General features: G+C 47.1%; 20 protein-coding genes. 1 reads left to right on the top strand and 19 read right to left on the bottom strand.

Going from position 1 to position 24,514, the window contains the following annotated elements; genetic code table 11:
* Positions 1-28: 28 nt before the first annotated feature.
* From L6H98_RS02970 to L6H98_RS02940, 7 genes are read right to left on the bottom strand one after another with little or no spacing between them, the layout of a single operon-like run.
* A complete protein-coding gene (locus tag L6H98_RS02970; RefSeq protein ID WP_236412734.1) occupies positions 29-841 on the bottom strand; it encodes an ABC-2 family transporter protein in 813 nt (270 codons plus the stop codon).
* 3 nt (positions 842-844) lie between these two features.
* Positions 845-1,651, bottom strand: coding sequence for an ABC-2 family transporter protein (locus L6H98_RS02965; RefSeq protein WP_236412733.1), 807 nt, complete (start codon positions 1,649-1,651; stop codon positions 845-847).
* A complete protein-coding gene (locus tag L6H98_RS02960) occupies positions 1,648-2,637 on the bottom strand; it encodes an ATP-binding cassette domain-containing protein (RefSeq protein ID WP_236412732.1) in 990 nt (329 codons plus the stop codon). Before L6H98_RS02960 ends, L6H98_RS02965 begins: the two co-directional genes overlap by 4 nt.
* 51 nt (positions 2,638-2,688) lie before the next feature.
* Positions 2,689-3,861: a radical SAM protein gene (locus L6H98_RS02955; RefSeq protein ID WP_236412731.1), complete on the bottom strand. Its 1,173-nt coding sequence runs from the start codon at positions 3,859-3,861 to the stop codon at positions 2,689-2,691.
* The gene (locus tag L6H98_RS02950) at positions 3,827-4,939 is read right to left on the bottom strand and encodes a hypothetical protein (RefSeq protein WP_236412730.1); all 1,113 of its coding nucleotides are present in this window, start codon (positions 4,937-4,939) and stop codon (positions 3,827-3,829) included. Before L6H98_RS02950 ends, L6H98_RS02955 begins: the two co-directional genes overlap by 35 nt.
* On the bottom strand, positions 4,932-6,248 hold the full coding sequence (locus L6H98_RS02945; protein ID WP_236412729.1) for a hypothetical protein: 1,317 nt from the start codon (positions 6,246-6,248) through the stop codon (positions 4,932-4,934). The genes L6H98_RS02950 and L6H98_RS02945 overlap by 8 nt, the downstream gene beginning before the upstream one ends.
* A gap of 1 nt (position 6,249) precedes the next feature.
* Positions 6,250-6,498 carry a phosphopantetheine-binding protein gene (locus tag L6H98_RS02940; protein ID WP_236412728.1) on the bottom strand — a complete coding sequence of 83 codons (249 nt, stop codon included), beginning with the start codon at positions 6,496-6,498 and terminating at the stop codon, positions 6,250-6,252.
* A 118-nt stretch (positions 6,499-6,616) separates the two neighbouring features.
* Here L6H98_RS02940 and L6H98_RS02935 point away from each other — a divergent pair, with 118 nt between their 5' ends.
* Positions 6,617-7,465: a PIG-L family deacetylase gene (locus L6H98_RS02935; RefSeq protein WP_236412726.1), complete on the top strand. Its 849-nt coding sequence runs from the start codon at positions 6,617-6,619 to the stop codon at positions 7,463-7,465.
* On the opposite strand, the gene L6H98_RS02930 is transcribed toward L6H98_RS02935, so the two are convergent.
* The 12 genes from L6H98_RS02930 to L6H98_RS02875 form a co-directional block, all read right to left on the bottom strand.
* Complete coding sequence (locus L6H98_RS02930; protein ID WP_236412965.1) at positions 7,437-7,685, bottom strand: phosphopantetheine-binding protein; 249 nt, start codon at positions 7,683-7,685, stop codon at positions 7,437-7,439. The genes L6H98_RS02935 and L6H98_RS02930 overlap by 29 nt on opposite strands.
* A gap of 20 nt (positions 7,686-7,705) precedes the next feature.
* Positions 7,706-8,746 carry a hypothetical protein gene (locus tag L6H98_RS02925; protein WP_236412724.1) on the bottom strand — a complete coding sequence of 347 codons (1,041 nt, stop codon included), beginning with the start codon at positions 8,744-8,746 and terminating at the stop codon, positions 7,706-7,708.
* Between the two features lie 25 nt (positions 8,747-8,771).
* A complete protein-coding gene (locus tag L6H98_RS02920) occupies positions 8,772-10,349 on the bottom strand; it encodes a glycoside hydrolase family 32 protein (protein WP_236412723.1) in 1,578 nt (525 codons plus the stop codon).
* 740 nt (positions 10,350-11,089) lie between these two features.
* The gene (locus L6H98_RS02915; RefSeq protein ID WP_236412722.1) at positions 11,090-11,440 is read right to left on the bottom strand and encodes a VOC family protein; all 351 of its coding nucleotides are present in this window, start codon (positions 11,438-11,440) and stop codon (positions 11,090-11,092) included.
* A 623-nt stretch (positions 11,441-12,063) separates the two neighbouring features.
* Complete coding sequence (locus L6H98_RS02910; protein WP_236412721.1) at positions 12,064-13,161, bottom strand: endospore germination permease; 1,098 nt, start codon at positions 13,159-13,161, stop codon at positions 12,064-12,066.
* Positions 13,162-13,184: 23 nt separating this feature from the next.
* Positions 13,185-14,408, bottom strand: a complete 1,224-nt coding sequence (locus L6H98_RS02905; RefSeq protein ID WP_236412720.1) for a Ger(x)C family spore germination protein — start codon at positions 14,406-14,408, stop codon at positions 13,185-13,187.
* A 10-nt stretch (positions 14,409-14,418) separates the two neighbouring features.
* Positions 14,419-16,038, bottom strand: coding sequence for a spore germination protein (locus L6H98_RS02900; protein WP_236412719.1), 1,620 nt, complete (start codon positions 16,036-16,038; stop codon positions 14,419-14,421).
* A gap of 642 nt (positions 16,039-16,680) precedes the next feature.
* Positions 16,681-19,935: a PQQ-binding-like beta-propeller repeat protein gene (locus L6H98_RS02895; RefSeq protein WP_236412718.1), complete on the bottom strand. Its 3,255-nt coding sequence runs from the start codon at positions 19,933-19,935 to the stop codon at positions 16,681-16,683.
* Positions 19,936-19,960: 25 nt separating this feature from the next.
* Positions 19,961-20,968 carry a zinc-binding alcohol dehydrogenase gene (locus L6H98_RS02890; RefSeq protein WP_236412717.1) on the bottom strand — a complete coding sequence of 336 codons (1,008 nt, stop codon included), beginning with the start codon at positions 20,966-20,968 and terminating at the stop codon, positions 19,961-19,963.
* Positions 20,969-20,994: 26 nt separating this feature from the next.
* Entirely contained in the window at positions 20,995-21,858 is an 864-nt protein-coding gene (locus tag L6H98_RS02885) for a carbohydrate ABC transporter permease (RefSeq protein WP_236412716.1), read from the bottom strand.
* The gene (locus L6H98_RS02880) at positions 21,852-22,829 is read right to left on the bottom strand and encodes an ABC transporter permease subunit (RefSeq protein ID WP_236412715.1); all 978 of its coding nucleotides are present in this window, start codon (positions 22,827-22,829) and stop codon (positions 21,852-21,854) included. Before L6H98_RS02880 ends, L6H98_RS02885 begins: the two co-directional genes overlap by 7 nt.
* An 87-nt stretch (positions 22,830-22,916) precedes the next feature.
* Positions 22,917-24,506 (bottom strand): extracellular solute-binding protein, encoded by a 1,590-nt coding sequence (locus L6H98_RS02875; RefSeq protein WP_236412713.1) that lies wholly within the window; start codon positions 24,504-24,506, stop codon positions 22,917-22,919.
* Positions 24,507-24,514 lie beyond the last annotated feature (8 nt).

Raw genomic sequence — 24,514 nt, 5'->3', positions numbered from 1 at the left:
TGCCTCCTTAATTAAAGTTTGTTTTCCCTCAACCGCTTGCACTGTTATAACTACGTATTGCCCGACTCCAAACGAAGCGAACGATTAGAAGGAGCACGATTGGTACGGTGACGCCCCATACCGCTAAAGCAGGTGTCAACTGATCCATCACCATCATAGGGGCAAAATTTGTAATGACAAGAAAGGGCAACACGTACACGCCGACTCGTTGGATAAAGCGTGAATAGATCGGCATTGGCATATTATTGGCGTCCCAGATGGAATAGAAAATCCCCGCCAGCCCTCCCGTATTAACAAGCCAGAAGGATAACAAGGCTGGTATAAACATGAGGCAGTAAGTAATGATCAACGCTGTCCCCAAGTATAATGAAAATGCGAGCAAATTCCATGCGGTTACCGGGATGCTTAATGCATTCCAACTGATCACAACCATCGTTCCACCCGCGAAGAAATTCGGAATCGGCATCCCGAGATCGATATATCGAAGCGAAACCAAAAACTGTAGGGAAATCGGTTTAACCATAAGCAGATCCAAAGTCCCGTTGCGTATATACTCGGGTATCCGGACGAAATTAGGAAAAAACAGGCCAGAATAGAGCCCTGTCATAATCGTGTATGTACCGACAAACATCAAGATGCCATCTGGCGTGATCGATCCGATATGCAAGTCCGTCTCATAGACTACTACGACGTAAAGCAGCTTTGCAAACAAGTAAGCGAGCTCCACGGCAATCCCGAGTATGAAGTTCGTCCGGTATTCCATTTGAGCAATAAAGCAGTTCTTAATGAACAAAAAGTAAATCATCAAGTAATTTCGAAGCGTCCCCAGCCATCCTCTCACCGGTCAGCCCCCCAATCCGAGATACTTCTTCATTCCGGCGCGCCATACGAGACGCGAAAAGGCCACCAGCGCGATCATCCAGAAAAATTGCATCCCAATTCCTTGTACTGCCTCATCCATGGACAATCTGCCGTTAATAACATTCGCAGGAAAATGGATCGTATACTTGAATGGCAAGTAGTCTAGAATCGTATTTATGGTCTTACCAAACACCTCAATCGGAAAGACGCCACCACTTAAAATGATGACAAAAAGGCCGGTCATTTCAAAAAAATAGGAGATTTCAGACAGTATAAAGGCAACAGCCGCGAGCGTATAGGAGATGAGAAAGTTTAACAACAAAGACATGACCATCGACACTGTAAAGAGTAAAACGTGTGTCAACGGAATCCGTATACTATAAGTTCCGGTCAAGTAAACGAGTGTAAACAGCAAGATACATAGCATGACTGAAAAAAAGAAAATCTTTTGCCCCAGCATCGTGAATAGCTTTAGAGCGAAAAAACTGACCGGTTGAACCAAATATTTATTCAACCCACCATCCTTGATCTCGGTGGCCACGTTTTGGCCTATATCCGTTGTCACAATTTTCGTCACGATGGCTGCCGTAATTGTGTATAAAATCATTTGGCCGTAGGTGTATCCGAAAAACTCCGATTCTGATCTTCCGTAGACCGCTGACCAAATATAATATTGGATCAGAATCGGAAAGAATGCACTGATCAAGGAAAAGAGAAAGTCAAGTCTATATTCGAGCGAAGACTGAACGCCTAACTGGAACACGCGCACGTATTTGGGAAAGGCTCTCATCCGGATACCCGATCATCCCGCTGATACAAGGATACAACTACTTCCTCGATGGGAATATCTTCGATCGTAATATCTTCAACCGGGTAGTGCGCAAGCAAATCCCTGGAAGCCATGCTAATGCGGTCCTTACTTATCTCCAGCGTGGCCTGAAATCCGTCCGCTTGGCGCACCTTCCCGTACAACTGCAGCTGTCCAGCCGCTACGTATTGCTTAAATTTCAACTGTATAATTTTCGTGTCGTTCAAGACATCGTCGATTCGCTTCAGATCCCCATCGAAGACAAGCCTGCCATCATTGATAATAATCGTCCGCTTGCACAGATCCTCAATGTCCTTCATGTAATGACTTGTCAAAATAATCGTTGTCTTGTGCTGTTCATTGTAATACTTCAAAAACTCCCGTACCTTTTTCTGTGTAACAATATCGAGCCCGATCGTCGGCTCATCCAGGAAAAGCAACCTCGGTTTATGAATAAGCGATGCAAGGAGCTCCATCTTCATACGCTCACCTAGTGATAAACGCCTTACCTGAACATTCATAATGTGCTTGACGTCCAGCAGTTCGATCAGTTCGTTCAGTGTTTGTTTGTAATGCCGATCTTCAACCTGATAGATATATTTGTTTAGCAAAATGGATTCCGCCGCAGGCAAGTCAGCCCATAGTTGGCTCTTCTGCCCCATTACGATAGCGAACTGCTTTTTGAATTCCTTATTTCGCTCGTAAGGCTTGAAGCCCAGTACGATAAGCTCGCCGCTAGTTGGATGTAAAATACCGGAGAGCATTTTCAGCGTCGTCGTTTTGCCTGCCCCATTAGGCCCGAGGAAGGCAACCATCTCCCCCTCTTCGATCGAAAAGGAGATATTTTTCACCGCTTCCTTGGTCAAGCTTTGTCGATAAAAGAGATTTTTAATGGAATGAAGCATCCCTACTTCTTTTGTGTAATAGGTGAAGTTTTTAACTAACTGCATCACATGGATCGCTGTCAATTGCGTTCCCCCTTAACAAATAAAATGAACTTAGAAGGTGACCAAGAACGTTTACCGGCCGTAATGATAGAGCAACCCGCAACGGGAACAGACCGGCATCAGTCCACAAGCTAATACCTCGCGGTGTTTGGCGAAATTCTCCCCGTGCCAAACCTCCTTGACATCCACATCGCGGATGTTGCCGACCGCCATCTCAGGAAAGAACTTGCAAGGAGTGACGCTCCCGCTTGGCAAAACGTCCATACGGGTGGAGATCGCTAAGCATTCTTTCTTATTCATCCCAGTTATTTGGACGCCATTGATAAAATCCTCTATCTCGTCTTGCTCTAACGCAGGCAAAAAGCGAACCCTGCTTCCCCATGTGTGCTCAGAGACGCGGCGAACCTCCTCCTTGAGCGCACCCACCTTGTCGCCAGAAAGGCGATAAGTGAATGAATGCCAACTGCAGCCGCCCTGACGGATTGGATCCATCCAGTCAAACTCCCTGATGAAGAAGTCGTCCATCTCCGATGCCGACTCCGGTGCGATATACCACGGGTATACAAAGTACACCGAGTCCACGCCAAGCTCCTCGAAGAACTTCATAAAATCAAACATTTTTGGAATCATGAGATCATTCATCGTCAAGCTGACCGATACTCTGCCCTTAAAAATGCCCTTCCGCTGCAACTCCAGCAGACGTTCTATGGCACTGACCACCTTCTTGTAGGTCCCTCTGCCCCGAATCGCGTCGTTCTCAGCCTCGAAGCCTTCCAGGCTGGCTAGCACGACAAGTCCCTCACCGATCTTGAGCAGTGAATCTAACTTTTCCTCCAGAAGAATCGCGTTTGTACAAATCGTCGTCGTCCGCTGATCGCGTTCCAGCAGACTCGCAATCTCATCGAACTTGCTATGGTATAACGGCTCTCCGCCCCAAAGATAAACTTTCGATTTCTTCTCATGGGTAAAGGCAAGGAGTTTATCGACCAACGCGACATCGATTTCTTTACCTTGCTCCTCCTTGGACATGTCCCAGTGAAAGCCGTCCGCGTTCCACTCGTAGCAATGCTTGCAACGCAAGTTGCATCCGTTGTTCAGCTTGATCCCGATATCTTCCGGGATCTCCATAGCATAGCGACTATCGGTAGCTCGAAGCCGACTGACCCGGGACATATTCATAATGGTACGTTTCAGGTCGTTAAACACACGCTCATCGAACTTCCGAGTCGTTTTTGGCTGCATCATTTACACCTCCATAAGTTTTGCAATACTCGCGGGCGTTTAGTAGGTTACCATGAGCCCGTTCCAATATTTCAATGTCGAATCCCTGCGTTTTCCAATCCTCAAAGAAAACGCCGAAGCCTTGCTTAATCCAATAATCAGCATTGGCTGTTTCGTGCCTTCCAAAGGGCTCTAGAAAAACCATAGGCGTCGCAGCGGCGAATGATTCCATCAAGGAATAGCCACCCGGCTTACTGATAACGGCTGCGCATCGTCGTATTCGTTCAAATAGCAGGGGAACAGTTCCGCTGTCTAAGTAAATGGGCATCTCTCCATGTTGAATCTTAGCCATTGGAGGAAAACCGAATTTCCCCAGTCTATTCCTCAGCCACGGGCTCCACGTGGGGTCGTTCCGATAGTAGCAAATGCGGGCATCAGGCTGGATATCCTCGTCAAAATAAGCCACAACATCCAGCTCCATACCGCCTTCAAGCAGGTCTCGAACAGCCTGCGGGTAAGTCCCGATTCCCCAGCCGCCACCATGAGCCACCATCCTCTTTTCCCGCTGGCGAAACGGGATCGGTGCTTCGTCCGTCATCGGAAGTTGTAATTCAAAGCGCTTCTTGGTCGGTTCGTAAAACCAAATATGGTTATAGCGCTCGCTTCGAGATCCATAGACCAAATAAGATGGCGAAAGCGAAGCATCGAGATGGAGCATGTCGACATCGAGCTGAGTTCCAACAAACCGTTCATATTGTTCCAAAATCGGGATCCAGAACCCAGTTAACGCAACGAACGACGTCCGGCGCTTACGGGACCAATCTTCCAGCAGTAGCTGTACCTTAACGGGATCCAGGCAATCCGAAATATCGCGAGCCAATTCCACACTCTTTCGGGCGATGGCGAAATTATCATGAAAGGCCTTACGATAAGCCGGCACCTTATTCTTGACACCGTCGAGATATACATTTTCGAGCACACAGACTTCGTTCGAAATGCCAGAACGGTCCAAGTGAATGCCTAGCTGCACGGCGGGCATGTACACACCTAGTGAGTTACCGGATCCGAGTATAGTGACACAAGGCTTTAGATGACTATCCATACCATTTGCCTCCCTGGACTTCAAAACGTTCCCTTACCCTGGCGATCAAACTTTTCTGCTCCTGCACATCTCGCGCGATAACAAACAGATAGAGCCTGCCCTTGATGAAACTGCCTTCACTTAACTTCTGTGGGTAATCCGATTCACCATAGCCAGCAAACAAACACGCCGGGGAAAGCGGGACGATGCCCTCGCCGGTATCATTAGGGTATAAAATGCCGTCAGACTTCAGCTGCCGCAACCACTGCCCGTAATCGAATCGGTGTCGACTACCTACCGATCGAAACGTAAATATTCCGTGCTCCCCATTATCGAGCCGCCGACCCAGATAATGGCTGATCAATCCCATCGATTGACGAGCGTTGATCTCTACAATCGGTACCAGTGTGCCGTCCTTCAGTATCATAGAGTCAACGCAAACATGGCCGAAGTAACCATCTTTATACAGCGAGGAAGCAAGCTTCTCTATAACATCAAAATAACCGTTCTGTATAAGCGAATCGACATGCGCCTCCTCCATCTCTTGCGATCCCATGTACGCAAACTGTCGGTTGAGGATTCGTTGCAGGCCGACGATCCGAAAAGACCCGAATGCATCAATCGAGAATTGACAAGAAAAATCATATTCCACATCAAGGAACGGCTCAACGAGAAAAGCCGTCGAGGACCCGTTTTGCTCTTGTTTACGCAAGTAGCAGACTACACGCTCCAGGGAAGCCAAGGTTTTAAAAAGCATGTTGCCTTTACCAGCCACGCCAAAGGGATCCTTGATCAGTACTCCCTCCGTCCGCTCCAAAATCCCCCGTCCTGCTGCAGCCAATTCATCCGCGCTGAACACAGGTTGGCTGTAAGAGCTACCAAGCAGTCTTTTAGCAAGATCGGCAGAATACAACTTGGAATTCACCCGTCTAACGTCTGTGAGCGCGGGCAGCCTGCTTGAATAGTTGTACCTGTCGATCAGTTCATGGACGTAAGGTACAACCGAAAAGGGAGTCAGTTCGCGGAACCGTTTCAACCGCTCGTCGGTCTCCGGAACTTCGTACAGAGCGCGAAATAGATTTGACTCATGGATTGGGACACCCGCGCTAAGCTGTGTAAAACGAAAGCCGATGTGCGCCAAATAATCCTTGTGCGCCTCATCCATCGCAAAACGGGTCAACAGTGTATCCTCCGGGCCGCATAAGGAAACCAACAATTCATCCATAGCCATTACGATCCGCGACCGCGACGGATCAGGAATAAAGGGCAACCTACTGTTCCCTTCTTCACGCCAATAGGTTTCCGAATCAAAGGTGCCGGCAAACAACATACTACCCGACCTCTTGATTCATGCCGTTCAGGAATGCCATAAAGGCACCTATTGAGCGCAGGCAAGTCAGGTCCAGGTCCTCGTATACGATCTCCACCCCGAAAGCATCTTCAACGCCGAGAATAAACGTTATCATCTGAAGGGAATCTAATTCGACGTCGTTAATCAGGTCGCTCTCCAGTGTGAGAGTTTCACGAAGTGAGTCATCCTCGCGCACAGTTGCAATGATATTTTTTAATGTTTCAAACATAAACGTCATCCTTTCAACTAGTTTTAGACTCGAATGTGTATAATTTTCACACAGTTAATTTAAATAAATGGTATAATAGTTATATATTTCAATTAATGTCACAAGGAGGATTTCAACCTTGAATCACCAATACCTGTTTGTTTCCGCCCATCTGGATGATGCTATTATTTCTTGCGGCGATTATATCGATTCGCTTGTTCGTGCTGGCCATCATGTGACCGTAGCAACTGTTTTCACTGATGCTGGCACAGATCTATCCCTACTTGCTCGCATTCTGCACAAAAAGTTTGGGCTCAGCTCCGACGTGATGAAAGTACGCCGGGAAGAGGACGTTAGTGCATGCGACCTACTCGGTGTAGACACGATTCATTTGGACCTGCAGGAATGTATCTATCGCAAGGATACCAGCGGAGCCCCCTCATATAAAAAGCTGGACGATTTGTTCCATAGTGACTACGAGACTGAGCAGGACGTGATTTCTGAGGCAACAAAGGTGCTTTCAACGCGCCTCTGTCTTACAGACTACGACCATATTTATATTCCGCTTGCAATCGGAAGACATGTGGATCACGGCATCGTGCGGATTGCGGCCGAACAAGCTGTACGACGTATTAGTGATTCGGAAGTCTCTGCCCGTTTGATTTACTACGAAGATCTGCCGTATTTAAACTATGGTCAAGATATGCAATGGGAAATTGATTTAGCGCAGAACTTACATCCGGTCTACATTTCGCTCCCCAAATGCAGTTTGAAGCAGAAGACGGCCGCTATTCTGGCATACCGCTCCCAGATCCGTCTATTATGGCACTCCCGGCGGGGGATGCTTAAACAAGTGATTCAACATGCCCGTTCGTGCCGCCCGCCAGGGCTTCAGCTCGATCCAAACACATACTGCTTCCGTCTGCATGCTATGAGTGTACCTGACCAAGTACCGCTTGCTACACGCGTTCCTGGGAACTTTGTATAAGCTCAGCCAGATCGCCAACTGTTAGATGACTGTCTGTCATGTTCCCTACCAGTTCGTCCGGCAGCTCGAGCCCGAATTCGGTTTCGAGCTCCACGACGAATGTAATCAACTGCATAGAATCCATTTGGATCCATACCTCTTTAAGTAGCGTATTATCGTTTATTCGTTGTTTGTCGTAGTCAGATAGTTTCTGATGAATAAGGTTTTGGATGCGTTCCACACATGGTTGATTTTCCAATTTCAGACCACCCCCTCTTTGCCCGTTGGATTCATGTTTGACACGAGGCTCAAGTTGCGGATCATAAGTTCCATTGCCTCACGCTCACAGGCTTGAATACGCCTAATTAGCACTTCCACTTTCATGAGGTTATCCTTGTTTTTCGTTAGAGAATATTTGATGATCAAGTTTCGCGCCATAAGAGCATCGTCGGCAATCGACTGATAGCAAACCTTGAGCTGCTTACCTTCCTCTAGAAGACCAGCTTGATCCATGAAGTCAATTCGCTCCAACATCAAGATTTTGTGATCATAGATGACCTGAAACGGGCGTCTATCTTCCGCATTTTGTCCAGTGCGTATGCGGTTCGTCTCCAAAATCAGCTCCTCATAAACATTAATCCCCCACACACATGGATTTGTCATATAACCCAACTCCCTGTATTTGTCGGAGGGACTTCCACCATTCAAAAAGTCCTCAAGTTGCTCGATAACATAGTTTAGATTAAAGTCATACGCAGCTCGGTCGTTGTACTGTAACAGAGAAAGACCTCCCTTCCCCGCATACAGCCAATCTCCATCGTTATCGATTCCCTCGTAGGCGCGCTTCATTTGCTCAAATGTGATTTCTGCAAACGAGTATTTACTATTAAACGTAAAGTCGGCGATATGAAATATCCCCCGCTCCTCGTCATAACCAAAAATAAATGAATCATGTGAGAAAAAATCTTTAGTATCCAAAAACTGTGATTGATCTAGAAGCACATAAATATAGTTATTCATGTCAATACAGTCCATCAAAAAAGTGCATATATCCTTGTTGAAGTGCCGGATCAACTGACGACTTAAATGTTGGCGAAGAAACCAAGGACAAAATTCAAAGGAGGGAGTGCGGTAGAAGTCCACGTAAGTGCTTCCCTTATTCAAGGTGAGTTGGAGCGGAATGAAATGTGTCATAATCCATGGTTTAGCCTGTGAGTAATTGGCTAAGACGGCAAACATATTTGCCTGCCACTGCCACGAGGTTATAGCCGGATACTTCATCGGTAATATATTGGATCGCAATTAGGCACCCCCTTGGGTAAAGAATTTAATTTTCCCAAATGCTTGCCAGATCATTGATTTGAAGTGACACGACCTTTAGTTCTCCGCCAAGAGCATAGAGTTCTAGCCCCCTACTTTCCAAGTCGGGGAAAATCATGTCTGAAACGATTGTTTTTCCTTTATTGCCGAAGACCTCTACACTAGACCAATCCACGTAAATGCTCAACTGTATCTGTTCATGCTCTGACTTCATAAAGGCCTTGTGTTTTGCAGCAAAATCGGGATGAAAATCAATAGCGTTCGACTTCGTCCGATCGACAAACAACTCCTCATTCAAGACATTATATCCAATGATCGTCTCCTGATTGGAAGACTTTCGCACCTTGAACCCAAATTCTACGGCAGTACCGATTTCAAATTCCGCAATAATTTCTGCCTTTACAGCAGAAATATCTGACAAGACGTTGCTGCCTGGCTTAATCGTCAAGTCTTTCAGTGATAAAATCGGTTTCCTTAGTTGGCTTAACTCACTTATAGGTGCTTGAATTAAACGGAGCCCCTCCGAACAACTCTTAAGTTGTATCTCCCGGGGAATGGACATGTTGCCACGCCATTCCTTTGAAGGAAGAGTGGAAGCATACCGCCAATTGTTCATCCATCCAATCCATATCTTTCGTCCGTCCTCGTTCGGAATGCCATCCCAGGTCACGGCCGCGTAAAAGTCAGATCCGTAATCGATCCATCTGATAGCATCCAAAGATTCCAATGTTTCATCTGGTGTGAATGACTTACCGTCAAAGCTCCCTATGAAATACATCATGCCAGAACCTCCAGCCGGTGGCTCTGGATCCTTTGGATTCACACCATTTCGATCCCCGACACTTAGCGTCAGAATCCACTTCGTAATACTGGGATCCTCAGCTACTTGGATTCGAAATACATCGGGACACTCAAATACCCCACGGTGAATACCCGGAATATCGGAACCGAACTCGCTTGCAAAAGACCATTCCTTAAGATTTGAGGACGTGTAAAATTCGACACGGTCTCTTACAGCAAGAACCATTATCCACATTGAGGATTCATCATGCCAGAATACCTTCGGATCACGAAAATCTAGCGTTTTCATTGGGAATAAAACCGGGTTGCCTTCATATTTTGTCCAGGTTCGACCTTTATCCCTGCTGTAAGCGATGCTTTGTACCTGCGGTTTTCCTGGCTGAGCACTGTTGCCATCATTAGTATAGATAGCAACTAATCCTGATCCATCCTTGTTGAAAAATCCACTTGTATTGTTTTTGTCCACCACCGCACTCCCCGAGAAGATCGCTCCATCTTCTTCAGGAAAAATAGCCGGTGGAAGTTCCTCCCAATGCACTAAATCCTTGCTTACCGCATGCCCCCAATGCATTTTGCCAAAGTCAGGCTGGGTATCATGAGGTGTATGTTGGTAGAAAAGGTGATATTCTCCTTCATAGTAAACCATGCCGTTAGGATCGTTCATCCAATTTTCCTTCGGCGAATAATGTAATTGGGGCCTGTATTTATTTTCGCAAAAACTATTCTCTGGTTCTTTTCTGCCACTCATCTCACCCGATAAATGAATTTTCTTAATGTTATTCACTCTCCTTTTAGGTTATTTAGGATCTTATTGGAATGCGTGCTGGTAACTTCTTAGTGTACCTGAAATATGCATCCCTTATTAACAAAATAATCCATCTTCGTGCATTTGTCAAAATATTTTTTTACTTAAATATATATATTTTTGGTTATATGATTCATTTTATTTTTACATTTGCACAAAATTCTATCAATCCACTCGAAAATGACCAGTTTTATTTAAGATGAGCTAATTACCCTTCTTTATTTTGTAAACCAAATGTTCATCCCAGATGTTCATTAAAGCGCTGTCAAATTACATTTTTTATTGAATTTTATTTGATTCATCAAATTATGTTGTTAAAATTATTATTTCTAAGCTATTAGCATACCGTTTGGAGTGGTTATATAAATTCAGGCGGAGTCTATCCAACGTTTTATTGAACCAAAACGAGACATTTCATTCAGAGGCTTTAACTTCACCGGTTTTTATTTAGATCCCCACCTAATCGGCAATCAGACTATGTTCTTGTTCTTTCCGGCAATAGAACTTGTACCGATAACATAAATAAGCCGCTAAAATAGCGACTTTAATGGGAATATGTTCTTGTACCTCGACATCTTTGGTCGAGATACCTGCTAATCTCATTTCAATAGTCTGCATCTACACTTCTACCGGGTAGTCAGTTCCCAGCAGCTTTCAATGGGCAATCTTTTTGTCATCCGACACGTTTATATCATGCAACTATTTTCTCAATTTATTATTTAAAGATGGATAAGAATATTGATAAGTTTCCCGAATGGGTCTCTAACAAAAAAACGCCGAACTCCCCATGGCTCCTCAGTTGGTCCATACTCAATTGGAATTCCTGCTTCTTTTATACGACTTAACGCATCATCAAGATCATCAACCTCAATTGACAGATCAGGCACAGGTGTTCCAGAGCCTCCTTCTAATAGAAAACTAACCTGAGTGTCCATTTTCTCGTTCGAACCGTATGTTGTAATAAATCCCATATCCATTAATTGATGAAGTCCAAGGATTTCCCCGTAAAAATACGAGGCTTTGGAAATGTCTTGCGCTTCAACATTTGCAACAATTCGTTTGACCTTCATTTTTCATCCTCCTAAAGTTTTGATATCTAATCATAAAGGCGATTGAAAAACTGAAATATATACGTAACACCAACTGGGGACAATTTCAGTTTGGGGCGAGCTAAGCGGTAATGTTTAAATTTAAACATATTCTGCAGCAACAGTCCAAGAAAGCGGCATAGGGATTATCGGCAAGTTCAAAAGGTAGCAAACACCGCTGACAACATGCCTTTTAAAAGGTTCATTATTGGGCCCGAACGGGCCATATTTTTGAGTGGATTTAAATAAGACCTACATTTTGTTGTTATTATGTAAAATACAATGGGTTCATAGATTGATTTTTCACAAAAAAGCTAGCCAATGTATATCATCGGCCAGCCTCTCTTTCATTGAACCATTAATATTATGAGACACAGGTACACTGTAACCCGAACCTCTTTTTCCTTTTACGATAATGGTATATGTTCCCGATGGATTTGTCTTTACACTAAGGCAGCTGAATTCAATCCGATGCCAACTCGTTTCCCGGCTGAATAATTCAGTCGTTTACCGCTCGCGTTATGGAGCTTCCTGATCGCTCTCTAAAAGACAACGTATAACGTAAACTCCGGACACCTAATTCATTGTGGAGTACATTGACCGCATTAGCCGGAAGTCTTTTTCTTGTTCTTGCGGAGCAGCATCGTCAAGAACAGGAGGAGCGGAAGCGCAACCTGGAAGATCGGCCAGATTCTATTCAAGGCCACATGGAGACCGAACCATACAAATTCGGTAAATCGGGGTGAAATAAACGTCAGACCGTATATGATAATGCTCAGGAAAAGGAGGGCAGGCTTGTATCTGAAAGGGGTGACCGTTTGCATGCCGATGACGGCACCGAACAAAAACCCCGCCGTTTTGATCCCGATTCCAAGAAACAATATCATGGTAAACAGGACGTCTGCCCGTTCAAGCACCTTGGGCACCTGTATAAGCTGCGTTACCTCGAATAACGGATAGGTGCTGGATGCAGCCAACTCCGGGCCCAGCACAAGGATGGAAAGCTCATTAACGACTATAAGGAAAATGGCCGTAATCCAGTATACGATAACGATCCACCGCTTCAGCTTACGTTTATCCGCAATAAGTTTAAACAGAGTTAAGAAAAGTACCGTCTGCCCGAAGGGAAAGGACATAATTTCGGGTATGGCTGCCTTCACTACGGGCATGAAGCCGTTCTCCAACACGGGAAACAAAAATTCAAAATGCAAAAGCCCCGTAAAAGGAATCAGCAGCATAATACTGCCATAACCCAAAACCATGAGCAGCACCCATATATGGCAAAGAAGAAACCAGACTCTTGGACCGAACCGCACCACATCGGCGCAGACGATTAACGCAATTAAAGTAACGATCCCGGTTGGGGTTCTGTTCAGTAATGTCAAGGTCCCGAGCTCCCCCATATCCCTGATCGTTCGGGATGACTCATATGTAAAGTAACCGATGAACCCGAGTCCCGCCAGACTTCCCATCCATCTTCCCCAATAATGGCGGAACATCTCGAATAAATCCAGCTCCGGTTCAAGCCGATGAATGGTCAGGTACATCAGCAGCAGAATGAAGCCGGCGATGGCCCCGATCATCATGGCCAGCCACGCATCCTGCTTTGCATCGCCTCCCAATAGGAATAGGGTTGTACTGCCAACCTGAAACAAAGAGAAGGCCATGACCAATCCGGATACACGGGTAACGGTTTTACTCATCCTTTTTCGCTCCTCCAACAAGGTTAGGATTTGCTCCCGATATGCTTCTGCAGAAGCCCCGGGCGCCGAATTTGCGCATCCACCCGAACATCCAATTCCATCTTTTTAAATTCCCGCCCCCACTCGCTTTTCACTGTTTTCCACTCCTTCGGGTATTTGCGGTGAATCCGGTCAGCGAATCCCGCTGCGTCCACGCCAAGCTCTTGAAGCCTGGTCCAGCCTTCTTGAATCGTCCGTTCAACTTCTTTTTCGATCTCCGCTTCCATCTCATGGATGGTCTTCATTTTGGAGATATCTTTGTCGCATGTGGTTTCGATCAGTCCCCCGGTAAGTTTGACCGCAATCTCCATCGTGTAATGGAATCCGGTTTTGCGGGGGGTTAATTTGACTTTGGCGTTGTCTGCCCTGAACGACGTGTACATCTCGGACTGGTCGCCGCATGGGAAACTAATTTGGGTATTCTTCACCTTTTGCGCCAAATAAGATAAGCCCAAACTTTCATCCCTGTTCAGGAATCCTTTGAGTTTTCCTTCATGAAACAACGCCAATTTGGTTAGAGTCAGCCTGAGCGGAGTTGAGGTCTTTTTGAAGACATCCATATTTTCGGCTTCCTCTTCGTTTTTGCGGGTTACCTCCCCGGTCAATTCGGCAACCGGCACTCCAATGGACTTGGAATCGGAATTCATGCTTAAAGCGAAATCATAAATCCTTGTTTTAGGAAAGACGGACAGGATATCGCTTTCCTTATCGATCAAATCAGCCATCCCGGCACCAGGGAGCTTTTCGGGCGGCATGAGTTTTTTCAAAGTATCTGAAGCAGACCCCTCCGTCACGACCAAAGCTACCATTTCCCTAGCCTCGGTATTGCGCAGGTAAAAATCGATCAGACGGTCCATGCCTGCCTCCGCCGCTCTTTTTCCAACATACACCACGCGATTATGCGAAATGTAGATCCGTCGCGATGTCTCCAGATTGCTGTTCGACAAAGCCTGATTATAGGTTTTTCCTTTTACCGAAATGACATGTGATGCGAGTTGGGAAGGTCCTCCAGATCCTCCTCCGGTTCCGCTTGCAATGGCCGACGGGATAATGACCTGATAGGATACCATCCACGAGCCATCCTCCATCATATCAAGTCCCGTGGCTGAAGTTACCCACAGCTCGTTGAGCTCGATTCGGTTCCAACAGCCCGTTAAACCGAACAAGGCAGCCAGGACCATAATAAACCTGCCGAATTGATGCAACATCCGTTCCTCCTTATGCCATTGGGTCCCGACCGTGTTTCCCCGCCTGTTCCGCATAGGATTCCTGTTCCGTGGCCTGCCTTACCGGATTGACGTCGCCAATCATCACCGGCCGTTTTTTCATCTTCCACCAAGGCGCTCGTACAAACAGGTCTTTCATGTTGCTCCTATTGAACGGTGCGAGCGGCATCATGTAAGGAACGCCGAACGACTCCAACGCTACCAAACGAACGAGAATAGGTACAAGCCCTGCCAATACGCCATATAATCCAAAAGAGCCGGCCAACAGCATCAGCACAAATCGGAGCAAGCGGATGGAGCCGGCCATGTTGATGGCAGGCAGCACAAAGTTCGAGATGGCGGTGAATGATACCACGATAACCATGGCAGCGGACACCAGCCCTGCCTGGACAGCGGCTTGTCCAAGCACCAACGCCCCAACGATGGAGATGGCCGGCCCGATCGCCCGCGGCATTCGGACTCCGGCTTCGCGGATGACCTCGAAAGTCAGCTCCATAATGATGGCTTCGAACAGTGTCGGCAGAGGCGTGGCCTCGCGCTGCGCGGCCAAACTGATCAGCAGCGTGGTCGGCAGCATCTCCTGGTGAAACGTCGTGGTTGCAATGTAAACCGAAGGCAGCAGCAGGGCCAGGAAAAAGGTAGCCATCCGAATCACTCGAAGAAAGCTTGCGAGATCGTACCGCTGGTAATAGTCCTCGCTTGATACGATAAATCGAAAAAAGGTAATAGGGGCTATGAGCACAAATGGAGTCCCGTCAACCATTATGGCGACCTGGCCTTCAAGCAAGCCGCCCGCTACGGCATCGGGACGTTCGGTGTTATTCAGGGTGGGAAACGGTGTCCACACCCCATCCTGGATGAACTCCTCGATATATCCGCTCTCAAGGATGCTGTCGGTATCGATGGAATCCAATCGTTTGGAAATTTCCTGAACCACATCCGGATCCGCGATTCCCTGAATATATACGACCGATACCCTTGTCTGCGTATAGGCACCCAAGCTGCGGGATTCAATACGGAGCTCGGTCGATTTGATCTTTCTTCGAAGGAGCGCGATATTGGTAGAAATATCTTCGGTAAATCCCTCTTTGGGTCCCCTCAGCACCGTCTGAGACGTCGGCTCCTCGACCGACCTTTTGGATCCTCCGCTAATCGAGACGGCAAAAGCCCTGGAGCTTCCTTCGATGATGAAGGCCACCTCTCCGTTCAGAATGGCGTCAATCAAGCCTTGATCGTTGTTGATGCAGGTTACACTCCCTATGGTGATATGATCCTTCAGCCACGTTACGTCATGCAGGTCGGAGATGGCTTCATTTCGGATATCATTAGCGAGATCTTCCACTATTCTCGTAAGAAGCTGCTGATCGATCAGGCCTTCGATGTAACCTACGGCCAAGGACGGGTTGCCATGGCAGTTATTCCAGCTGCGAAGAACAAAATCAGAGCTATGTCCCATTCGCTGATTCAGCATGGTCATATTGTCTTTAAGTGCACAGCTTAGCGGCTTCGATACGTCCGGCGTTTGCCGTCGATCGTTCGAACCACGCTTTCCACCACTGCTATGGGGGCGTTCCGGCTGTTTAAACAGCCATTTTTTCAACTTCTGAATCACGGAATACGCCTCCTTCTGGCTGGCGGTTAGGATGTAGTATGCAAAAATGTACATCTTTGTATACAAAGTACATGCAGAACAATCTCTTTCAGCATTGCTGAAGATGCGCCAAAGGCAGCATGGATCAAAGCCACCCTGAGGGCGGCTTTGATCCATGCTGCTTAAATAATCGGTTGCATAACGGAATCCAATGTCATCTCGACAACCTTTTGGATTGCAGGAGACTGAGGAGTAGGAGCGTAGCCATTCTGCATGAGCTGCATGTCCTGCTGTGAAAGCTGCGGCACTTGATAGGAGACTTTTTGTTTTGGTAGAGGATGATCGGGTCAAGAGCATCATGTTTTTGTGACATGGACTTGGTCCATTCCAAAGAAGCTGCAAGCGGATCGCTCCTTGTCCGAGGTTATTATTCATCCGGGAAGCCCAAGCTCGGCCCATGAGGTCTCATAGGTGATTATAAATTTACAGATATCGGACTTGTTCAAAAAGACACTACAAAAAATCAGATTTTGGTAGAGATCCAAGGTGAATTAGCAAGAGAAACAGCAATTGATTCTGCTGCACTCACCTATTATTTTGCTTCGGATCCTGATGGGAATTGGTCTTTGGTTGCAATTGATTAATCTTTTCATTCAATTCGAGTTAAATTTGGGCCCCCAACTGTACCAAGAGCTCAGCGTGCTCTTGAGCTAATCCCTTACCACTTTTGGCTTGCACTTGATGGATAAATCCGTTCAATGCGCCATTTTTTGCTCCCGCATTACCCGATTCATCGGCTTTTTGTACTTTGATCCATTGTTCCTTCAGTCTCTCAGCCAGCTCTTGATCATTAGGGAGGAACTTGTCAATAAGTCCTGCCATGCCTTGATAGGTAAGGATCACTTCATAAGAAAAAGAGGACTTTGCAGCATTCCCAGCGATATCATACACGGATGCATCGACCAGATGCGCTCCAATACCCGTCAAATAAGCGGGGCGATCTGCAAGCACAGCATCGCAATCACTTTTGGCTATACCTGATAATGCATCCTGAGCGGAGCATTCGATCCGGATGACATCATCGACTTCATAGACGGGTTTTCCGGAAAATTCAATGATAGGGGCCGTTTTGTCAATCTTGACCTCGGTAGTAGAAGGCACCCCGGACACGCCATAAGCCGATTCTGCCCAATACGTTACTGACGTTACGCCTTCTGCGCTTACTGTAAACTCTGTGGTACTACCTGCGGTCTCACGCTGATCCACTCTTTCAGCCCCCGTAGTTTCGTAGAAGAGGGAGGCTGCTCCTTCCGAGTTCAACGTTATGGAAACATCTTCATGGTGCCAGCCCTGCTCATTTGCCTGCGGATTAAAGGCAACCTCAGTCAAGGGAGCCGTATGATCCTTAACCGTTACGGCAAAATCGTCGTAGTAAGCTGTTGAGATATTATAACGGCTGGTTACTGCGATCAGTCTGCCATAAGCCGTTCCTTCCGGTGCCGTACCGCGTAGGGTTGCTTTTTGCCATTGGTGAAGTCGAGATTCATCCAGATGCGTTTCAAGCGTGGACAAACTCTGCCCTTCCGCATTATAAAATCGGAACATGAACCCCGGCTGGCCTGATTCAATATAAATTTGAGTGCTTGCGGTATACTCTCTCCCAGGCACTAGTGCGATTGGATCGCTTTGCACCGCGACGGAGGCTGTACGGACAAGATCCGTTGTTTTCAGGCTGTAATCACCCGCAAAACTCTTGTCGCCGCTTCGCTCAAAACGGGCATCCCCGCTGGTCGCAAACATTGAAGTCCAGCCCGGCAGCTTTCCGTTCTCTTCCGGCTGCTCCAGTCCGGCATTGTTCACCGGCAAAGGTAGTCCCGGAGGTTCGGGTACAATCTCTCCATCGATTTTGATTCTATACAGAACCGTATTCGTTGCGAGATCGGTGAAATACAGGTTCCCATCCATCCCGAGATCAAATCTCGAAGCATCCGCTAATGTTCTGAAATCCAGCGTTTCCGGATCAATGACCGTCAGCTTGTTGTTAAACAGAACATACAATAGTCCGTCTTCCGACCAACGCATCGGATGATGGTGCCACTGGGTGTAATAAAGCTTCGGATATATTTTTTTATATTTAACAAGTTTGTACGTGTCCGGATGGATCGCAAAAATATATTCATAGGATGCTCCCCAGATGAGTCCATCAGGCCCGAGAGACAGGTCCCCAATGAAAACAGGATCGATAAGTTCGGGAATATCCAAGGTAAACTCCGTCATTTTTTGCTCTTTCTGAACATCCCATACAAAAATTTTGGCCTCCTGCTCGCTTGGCGTGGAGCCCAGTCCTCCCCTAATGGTCGTTGATCCAAAAATCTTTCCGTCTACATAGGCAGTACTAAGCACACTCTGATTCTGGACCACGTTGCGATGGACTTTGGTTTCACCTGTCGCTGTATCATGGACCGTCAGCGATCCTCCCAATGTTCCGTATCCGGAAATGGTCGAAATAAACAGTTTGCCGTCCCCTTCAGACATATGCACAAGCCGTTCCTGATCGTTCCCGAGTACAGCGAGACGCTGCGGATTCGTGCTTCCCGGTTCTTGATTCAGATCATAAACGTACAAGCCACCTTCCGGGTAGACTCCCATATAGACTTTGTTTCCAATCGGGTATACACTGTCCGCTTGACCGATGCTGAAAGGTTGTGCCGTCATGGTCTCTAAATCAACCAACGAAGATCTCGCTTGTGAACCTGTTGTTATCAGCTGTGTCTCTGATACGCTTTGAAGACGATTGACGACTCCCGGCAAACCCGGAATAATCGGCGGTTTTACGATGACTTTTTGGGTATCGATATTTAGCATGGCTACCCCGCCGTCATATCGGACCGTAACGAGTGTTTTTCCTGGCAGTTCTGGATTGTTCTGAAACTCTACCCAATCTGCGCCTCTGAATCCACTCTCATAAGTCATGCCGGTTTCCGCCACCTGATGCGTCGCCAGGTCAAAGGTTTTCAGTTTTTTCTCTGACATATAATACAGCTTTCCATCGACCGAGTCGGTCGCATGAAGACCGGTTACCTGCTGGAGCTCCGCATCAAGCCATGATCCTGTTGTTGTATCGTAGATGTAACCCTCACCCGGTATACCACTTCCATCCGTATAACGGGCGAACAAATAACGATTATCGATCGTACTCAAATCGTATACTGTATCGTTTTTGACGGTAAGCGAAGATGCAATATTTGTTTTTTCACCTGTAGCCAAATCCACTCTCACGATCTGTTCATGGGCCGTACCGGCATAAATATATCCACCCTGGTAAGCAATGGAACGGACATACTCCTGATCAAGCGCGCCAATAACGCGGCCGTAATCCCTTACTTGCTTGGTAGCAGGGTCATACTGCCAAACCTTGCCGCCCGGATAAGTCCCGACGTACACTCTCCCCTGTTCATCCGTCGTGATGCTGTTGGAGACAGACTGTCCTTCAAATTGGGCTACTTGAACGGCCTCATGGGTGACAGGCGAATACTCCCATAACCGTGCACCCGATCCTTCGGCCGCCACATATAGCGTACCGTTCGGCGCAACGGTATGCGCCCAGGAGCTTTCCGACGGCGCAAGAGAAACGGTCCGAAGCAGTTTGTACTCTTCGAGATCGATCACATTCAGGAAGCCTGGCTTTCCTTTGCTTGTGGCATACATCACGGGTTTTCCATCCTCGTAGCCTACGGTTCCGTTAAAGACAGCTACCGTGTAGTTGTTGGGAACAAGCAATTCTTCGGGTTCGCTGAAGTTTTTTTGATTAAGTCTGGATTCCTCTGCTCGGACAGGAGCAGGCTGTAAGGGGAACATCACAACAACAAGCAAACAACTCATGAACATGGTGATCAGGTTGAAAAAAGGCTTTTTCATCACGTATCTCCCCTTCTTCATGTCATCAAAAATACTTGATCAACGTGGCCAGGGCCCCTTGAGCCGAGTCGGATTGATAATTTCCATAGGCTTGAAACGCTTCGTCCAACGCAAACATATGCGTGATAGCAGGACTTACCGTAATTCGCTGATCAGCAAGCAGCCTGACGTACTCGTCCATATTTCTTCCTTCCGTCCAACGCACGAAACCGATCGGATAATCCTGATTGTCCATCTCGTACTGCATATCGTACCTTCCCGGCCCGCCCGCTCTCGAGATCAGGATCTGGGCTTCTTTGCGAAACATCAAATCTCTTGAAAACTCCATGGACAAATCACCGACGATCACGACTTTTCCCCGGTCACGAAGCCACTCAAGTGACTTGTTGATCAGCATTTCTCCAGGTCCGCCAGCACATAAGAGGATGGAATCAAATCCGTTTCCCCCCGTTTCGTTCACTACAAAACGTTCCACTTCCTCTTCGCTTGAAAAGCTCGCTTGAATTCCCATCTGCTCCTGAAGCAGCTGAACCCGTGCTTCGCTCAGATCGTATGCAGCAGTGTGACATGCACCAGCAGCGGCAATTTGGGCCACAAGATTTCCGAGAATACCCAATCCAACGACAAGCACCTTGTCCCCGAACCTCACATCGGCTGTACGCAGTGCATGTATGGCAATGGCCCCGAGCCCTGTAAATGCGGCCTCCTCAGGTTTGACATGTTGAGGCACTTTGGTTACCAGATTGGTCGGTACCGAAATCACTTCTGCATGTCTTACGTAAGGCACACCGTAACAAGCCACTCGATCTCCCGGCAGAATATCCCTGACTTCACTCCCCGTTTTTTCCACAATCCCGACGGCACTATATCCAAGATATACGGGAGATTCGCCTGATTTCTTAATCGCGCTCATCTCCGTACCGGGACTAATGCCCGAATATTCGGTTCTCACTTGCACATGCCGCTTGTTCAATTCGGGGATATTCGCTTGCAGTATCGTAACTTTTCCTTCCTTCGCAGCAACGATTTTCATTAGACAGAGCTCCTCCTTATGTCTGTTTAACCCTTTTCCGAACCGAGCATCACACCTTTAGCGAAATACTTCTGGGCAAACGGATAGATCAGCAGAACGGGGATCATGGAAAGCACGATGGTTGCATTTTTGATCGACTGAGGGGCAAGAGCCGAACGATCCACAAGTCCTGCGTCGTTTTCCGCGCTGTAGATTAGCATATCCCGCAGCACGACCTGCAAAGGATATTTATCCGGATCGTTCAAGTAAATCAGCGGCAGGAAAAAGCTGTTCCAATGACCCATGAAATAAAAAAGACCGATGGAAGCAAGCGCAGGCTTGGATAAGGGAATGACAATGTTGAACAGAATCCGGTATTCGGAAGCTCCGTCGATCAGGGCCGCTTCGCGTATTTGGGAAGACATGTTTTCGTAAAAGCTTTTTAAAATAATCAGTTCCATGGTCCAGATGGCATTGGGAAGTACGAGTGCCCAAACCGAATCCGTTAACCCCAGCTGCTGCACGACCACATAAGTGGGAATAATGCCGGGATTCAGGAACATGGTTAGAACGATGGCCATCATAAAAAACCTGCGTCCGAAAAATCCTTTTTGGGACAAGGGATACGCGGCAACCGCCGTAAAAAGTAAATTCACAAACGTGCCGAATGCCGTATAAAAGATAGAATTCAGATAGGCTCTGGGAATCGTATCATTTTTAAGCACCTCGACATACGCCTCAAGGTTCAGACCTTTCGGGAAAAGAAACACCTTGCCTTGAACGACTGCTGCTGTATCGCTCAAAGAAACGGCTGTAATGTACACGATGGGATAGAGTGTCGCTACAGCAACAAGACAGAGTATCAGCGTGTTTATGACACCAAAAACAGAAATTTTGCGCTCTCCTACCATAAGCCGTTTCCTCCCAGCCTTTTGCTGATCGCATTGGCGGACAGCAGCATCACCATGGCCACAAGCGCTTCGAATAGCCCAACTGCCGCTGCATAACTGTAATTCGATTCAAGCAGTCCTTTACGGTATACATACGTTGAAAAAACGTCGGCAACGTCATAAGTCATCGGATTGTAGAGCAGCAGTACTTTTTCATAACCGACTCGGATCATGGACCCGGTTTTCAAGATGAACATGATGAGCATCGTGGGAAATAATCCGGGAAGGGTAACATGGCGGATCATATGGAAACGACTGGCACCGTCCACTTTAGCCGCTTCATAGAGCGTAGGACTGATTCCCGCGATCGCCGCCAGATAAATGATCGATTCGTATCCTGCGTTCGCCCATATTTCCGAAATGACATAGATCGGACGGAACCAACCCGGGTCAACGAGAAAATATTTTTTCTCGAAACCGAATGCAGCCAGCATTTGATTCAAAATACCATGGTTCGGAGAGAGGAAATCGATAATCATGCTGCTGATAATGACCACGGACAAAAATGCCGGCAAATAACTGAAGGTTTGAACGGATTTTTTAAACCATTTGGTTCTGACTTCGTTCAGCAGAAGGGCCAGCATGATCGGAAAAGGAAAGCCAAAAATGAGTGTATACCATCCAAGGAGGAGTGTGTTCCGGAACAGCAGCCAGAAGTCTTGGTTCGTAAAAAACGTGATGAAATGCTCGAATCCCACCCATTCGCTGCCAAGCACTCCTGTAAATACGCTGTAGTCTTTGAAGGCAATAATCAGTCCATATAGCGGCCCGTAACGAAAAATGACGTAGAATAGGATGCAAGGAAGAAACAGCAGAAGCAGCTGCCTGTCGCGCTTGATATGATTCCACGTTTTTCCAAGTCGGCTTCTGAAGCTCTTCTTTAGCACTCCTTTATGGTAAACTGCCGAATGTTCCGTGCCCATGTCTGCCATAAGATTTTCGCCTCCAATCCTTTTTCCCACAAGGAGGGAAACGTTCCATCGATCGTCCCTCCAGTGGAATCACGGCCTTAAGGCCGTTTATTTGGACTCATCGTATCTTTTTTGAGCTTCATTATAGATCGTCATCAGTTCCTCCACGCCGCCTTTGCTGATTTGGCCTTTGAAATTCTCCCACTCGGCATCTCCGTAGCTGGCGTCAAGGATATATTTCGCGTTAAATTCTTCAGCCGATTTTTGCAGCGATGTCTGCAGCTCGGCGATCTTGGAGGTTTCTTCGTCCGTAAAATTAAGAATCGGATCAAGTGGTTCGAAACGATCCTCGTTCACGATTTTATCCTGCGCCTCCTGCTCTTTCTCCGAGAAACGATAGTAGATGCTACGATGGTCCGGTCTTAGGTAAGCTCCTTCCAGCCACATGGCATAACGATCCTCCAGCACGGTGATATCGACAAGTGGAAGCTCCTTCAGTTCCGGGTATACCGGATATCCGTCCTCGCCCCATTCGAAGTTAACCCCTTCCACTCCGATGGTCATCAGTTCACTTCCGGATGGGCTGGTCAGATAGTCGAGCAGCTTGAGCGAGGTTTCTGTATTTTTGTTCTTGGCTACGGCAACGCTGAAATCCGAAACTTCTGGCAGTGTTCTGACATTGCCGGTCGGTCCCACGGGATTGGCATACCTGAGGTCATAGTCCGGATTTTGCCCTTTGATCTGGTTGTAAAAGAGATCAAGGCGTCCAATCCAGTCAAACGTAACAAACGATTTGTCCGTCGTCATCTTGGTCGTCCAGGAATCCTGCGTGTCCGTCAAAAATTCCGGATCAAGCAGCTTTTCGTTGTACAGCTTCTTCATGAAATCGAGCATGTCCCTATGCTCTTGCTGGGTTGCGGCGTACTTCCAGGTGCCATCTTTCTCATCGTAATAGGCGGGGTACTGATCCGTATTGCCTAGCCCCCAGCCGAAGGCCCAATCTCTGAAGATATTGGCCAAGCTTTTCGATGCATATGGGTAAGAATCAGGATAAGCTTCTTTTACTTTTTTCAAAGCCTCGTAAAACTCGTTCGTGTTCGTCCATTCCTTAATGCCAAGCTCATCAAAGATATCTTTCCTGTACATGAATCCGTGATTTACTTTGCGATTGAGGTTATAAATAGGCCAGGTATATACATTGCCGGCTTCATCGCCGAAGGATTTGATGACCCAGTCGTTTTCTTCCATATATAGCTTTTTGAAATTAGGGAGCTGATCGGCGTATTCATTGATGGCAGCTACACCGTTTTGTTTGCCGATTTTTTTGAGTTCGGCCGGTTTTAGCCCTGTAAAGATGTCCGGCAGCTTACCGGATGCCACAATGACTTTTAATTTATCCTGGTAGGTTTGTGGGGAATAGGTTTGGAAGTTCACTTTAATACCGGTCCGTTTTTCAAGCTCCTGAACAACCAGTTTGCTCGGACCGAGATCTTTCGCGTTGCTTGGCAGCATGTACGTGATGGTGGTCGGTTCATCTACAAGAGGCAAAGTGAGGCCGCCTGTATCACCGTACTGTCCGGGCTCCTGTGGCGGCAAAGCAGCAGAACCGCCTTTGTCCGTACCGCTGCTGCAGGCGGCGAGGATTGAGGTGAACAGAGTCATCGCAAGTAACATGGAAATCCTCTTTTTCAGCTTCATCAAACATT

It is taken from the genome of Paenibacillus sp. JJ-223, assembly GCF_927798175.1.
Taxonomy (GTDB): domain Bacteria; phylum Bacillota; class Bacilli; order Paenibacillales; family Paenibacillaceae; genus Paenibacillus; species Paenibacillus hubeiensis.
The sequence above is the reverse complement of the archived record's forward strand: the minus strand, read 5'-3'. Positions and strand labels throughout refer to the sequence as shown.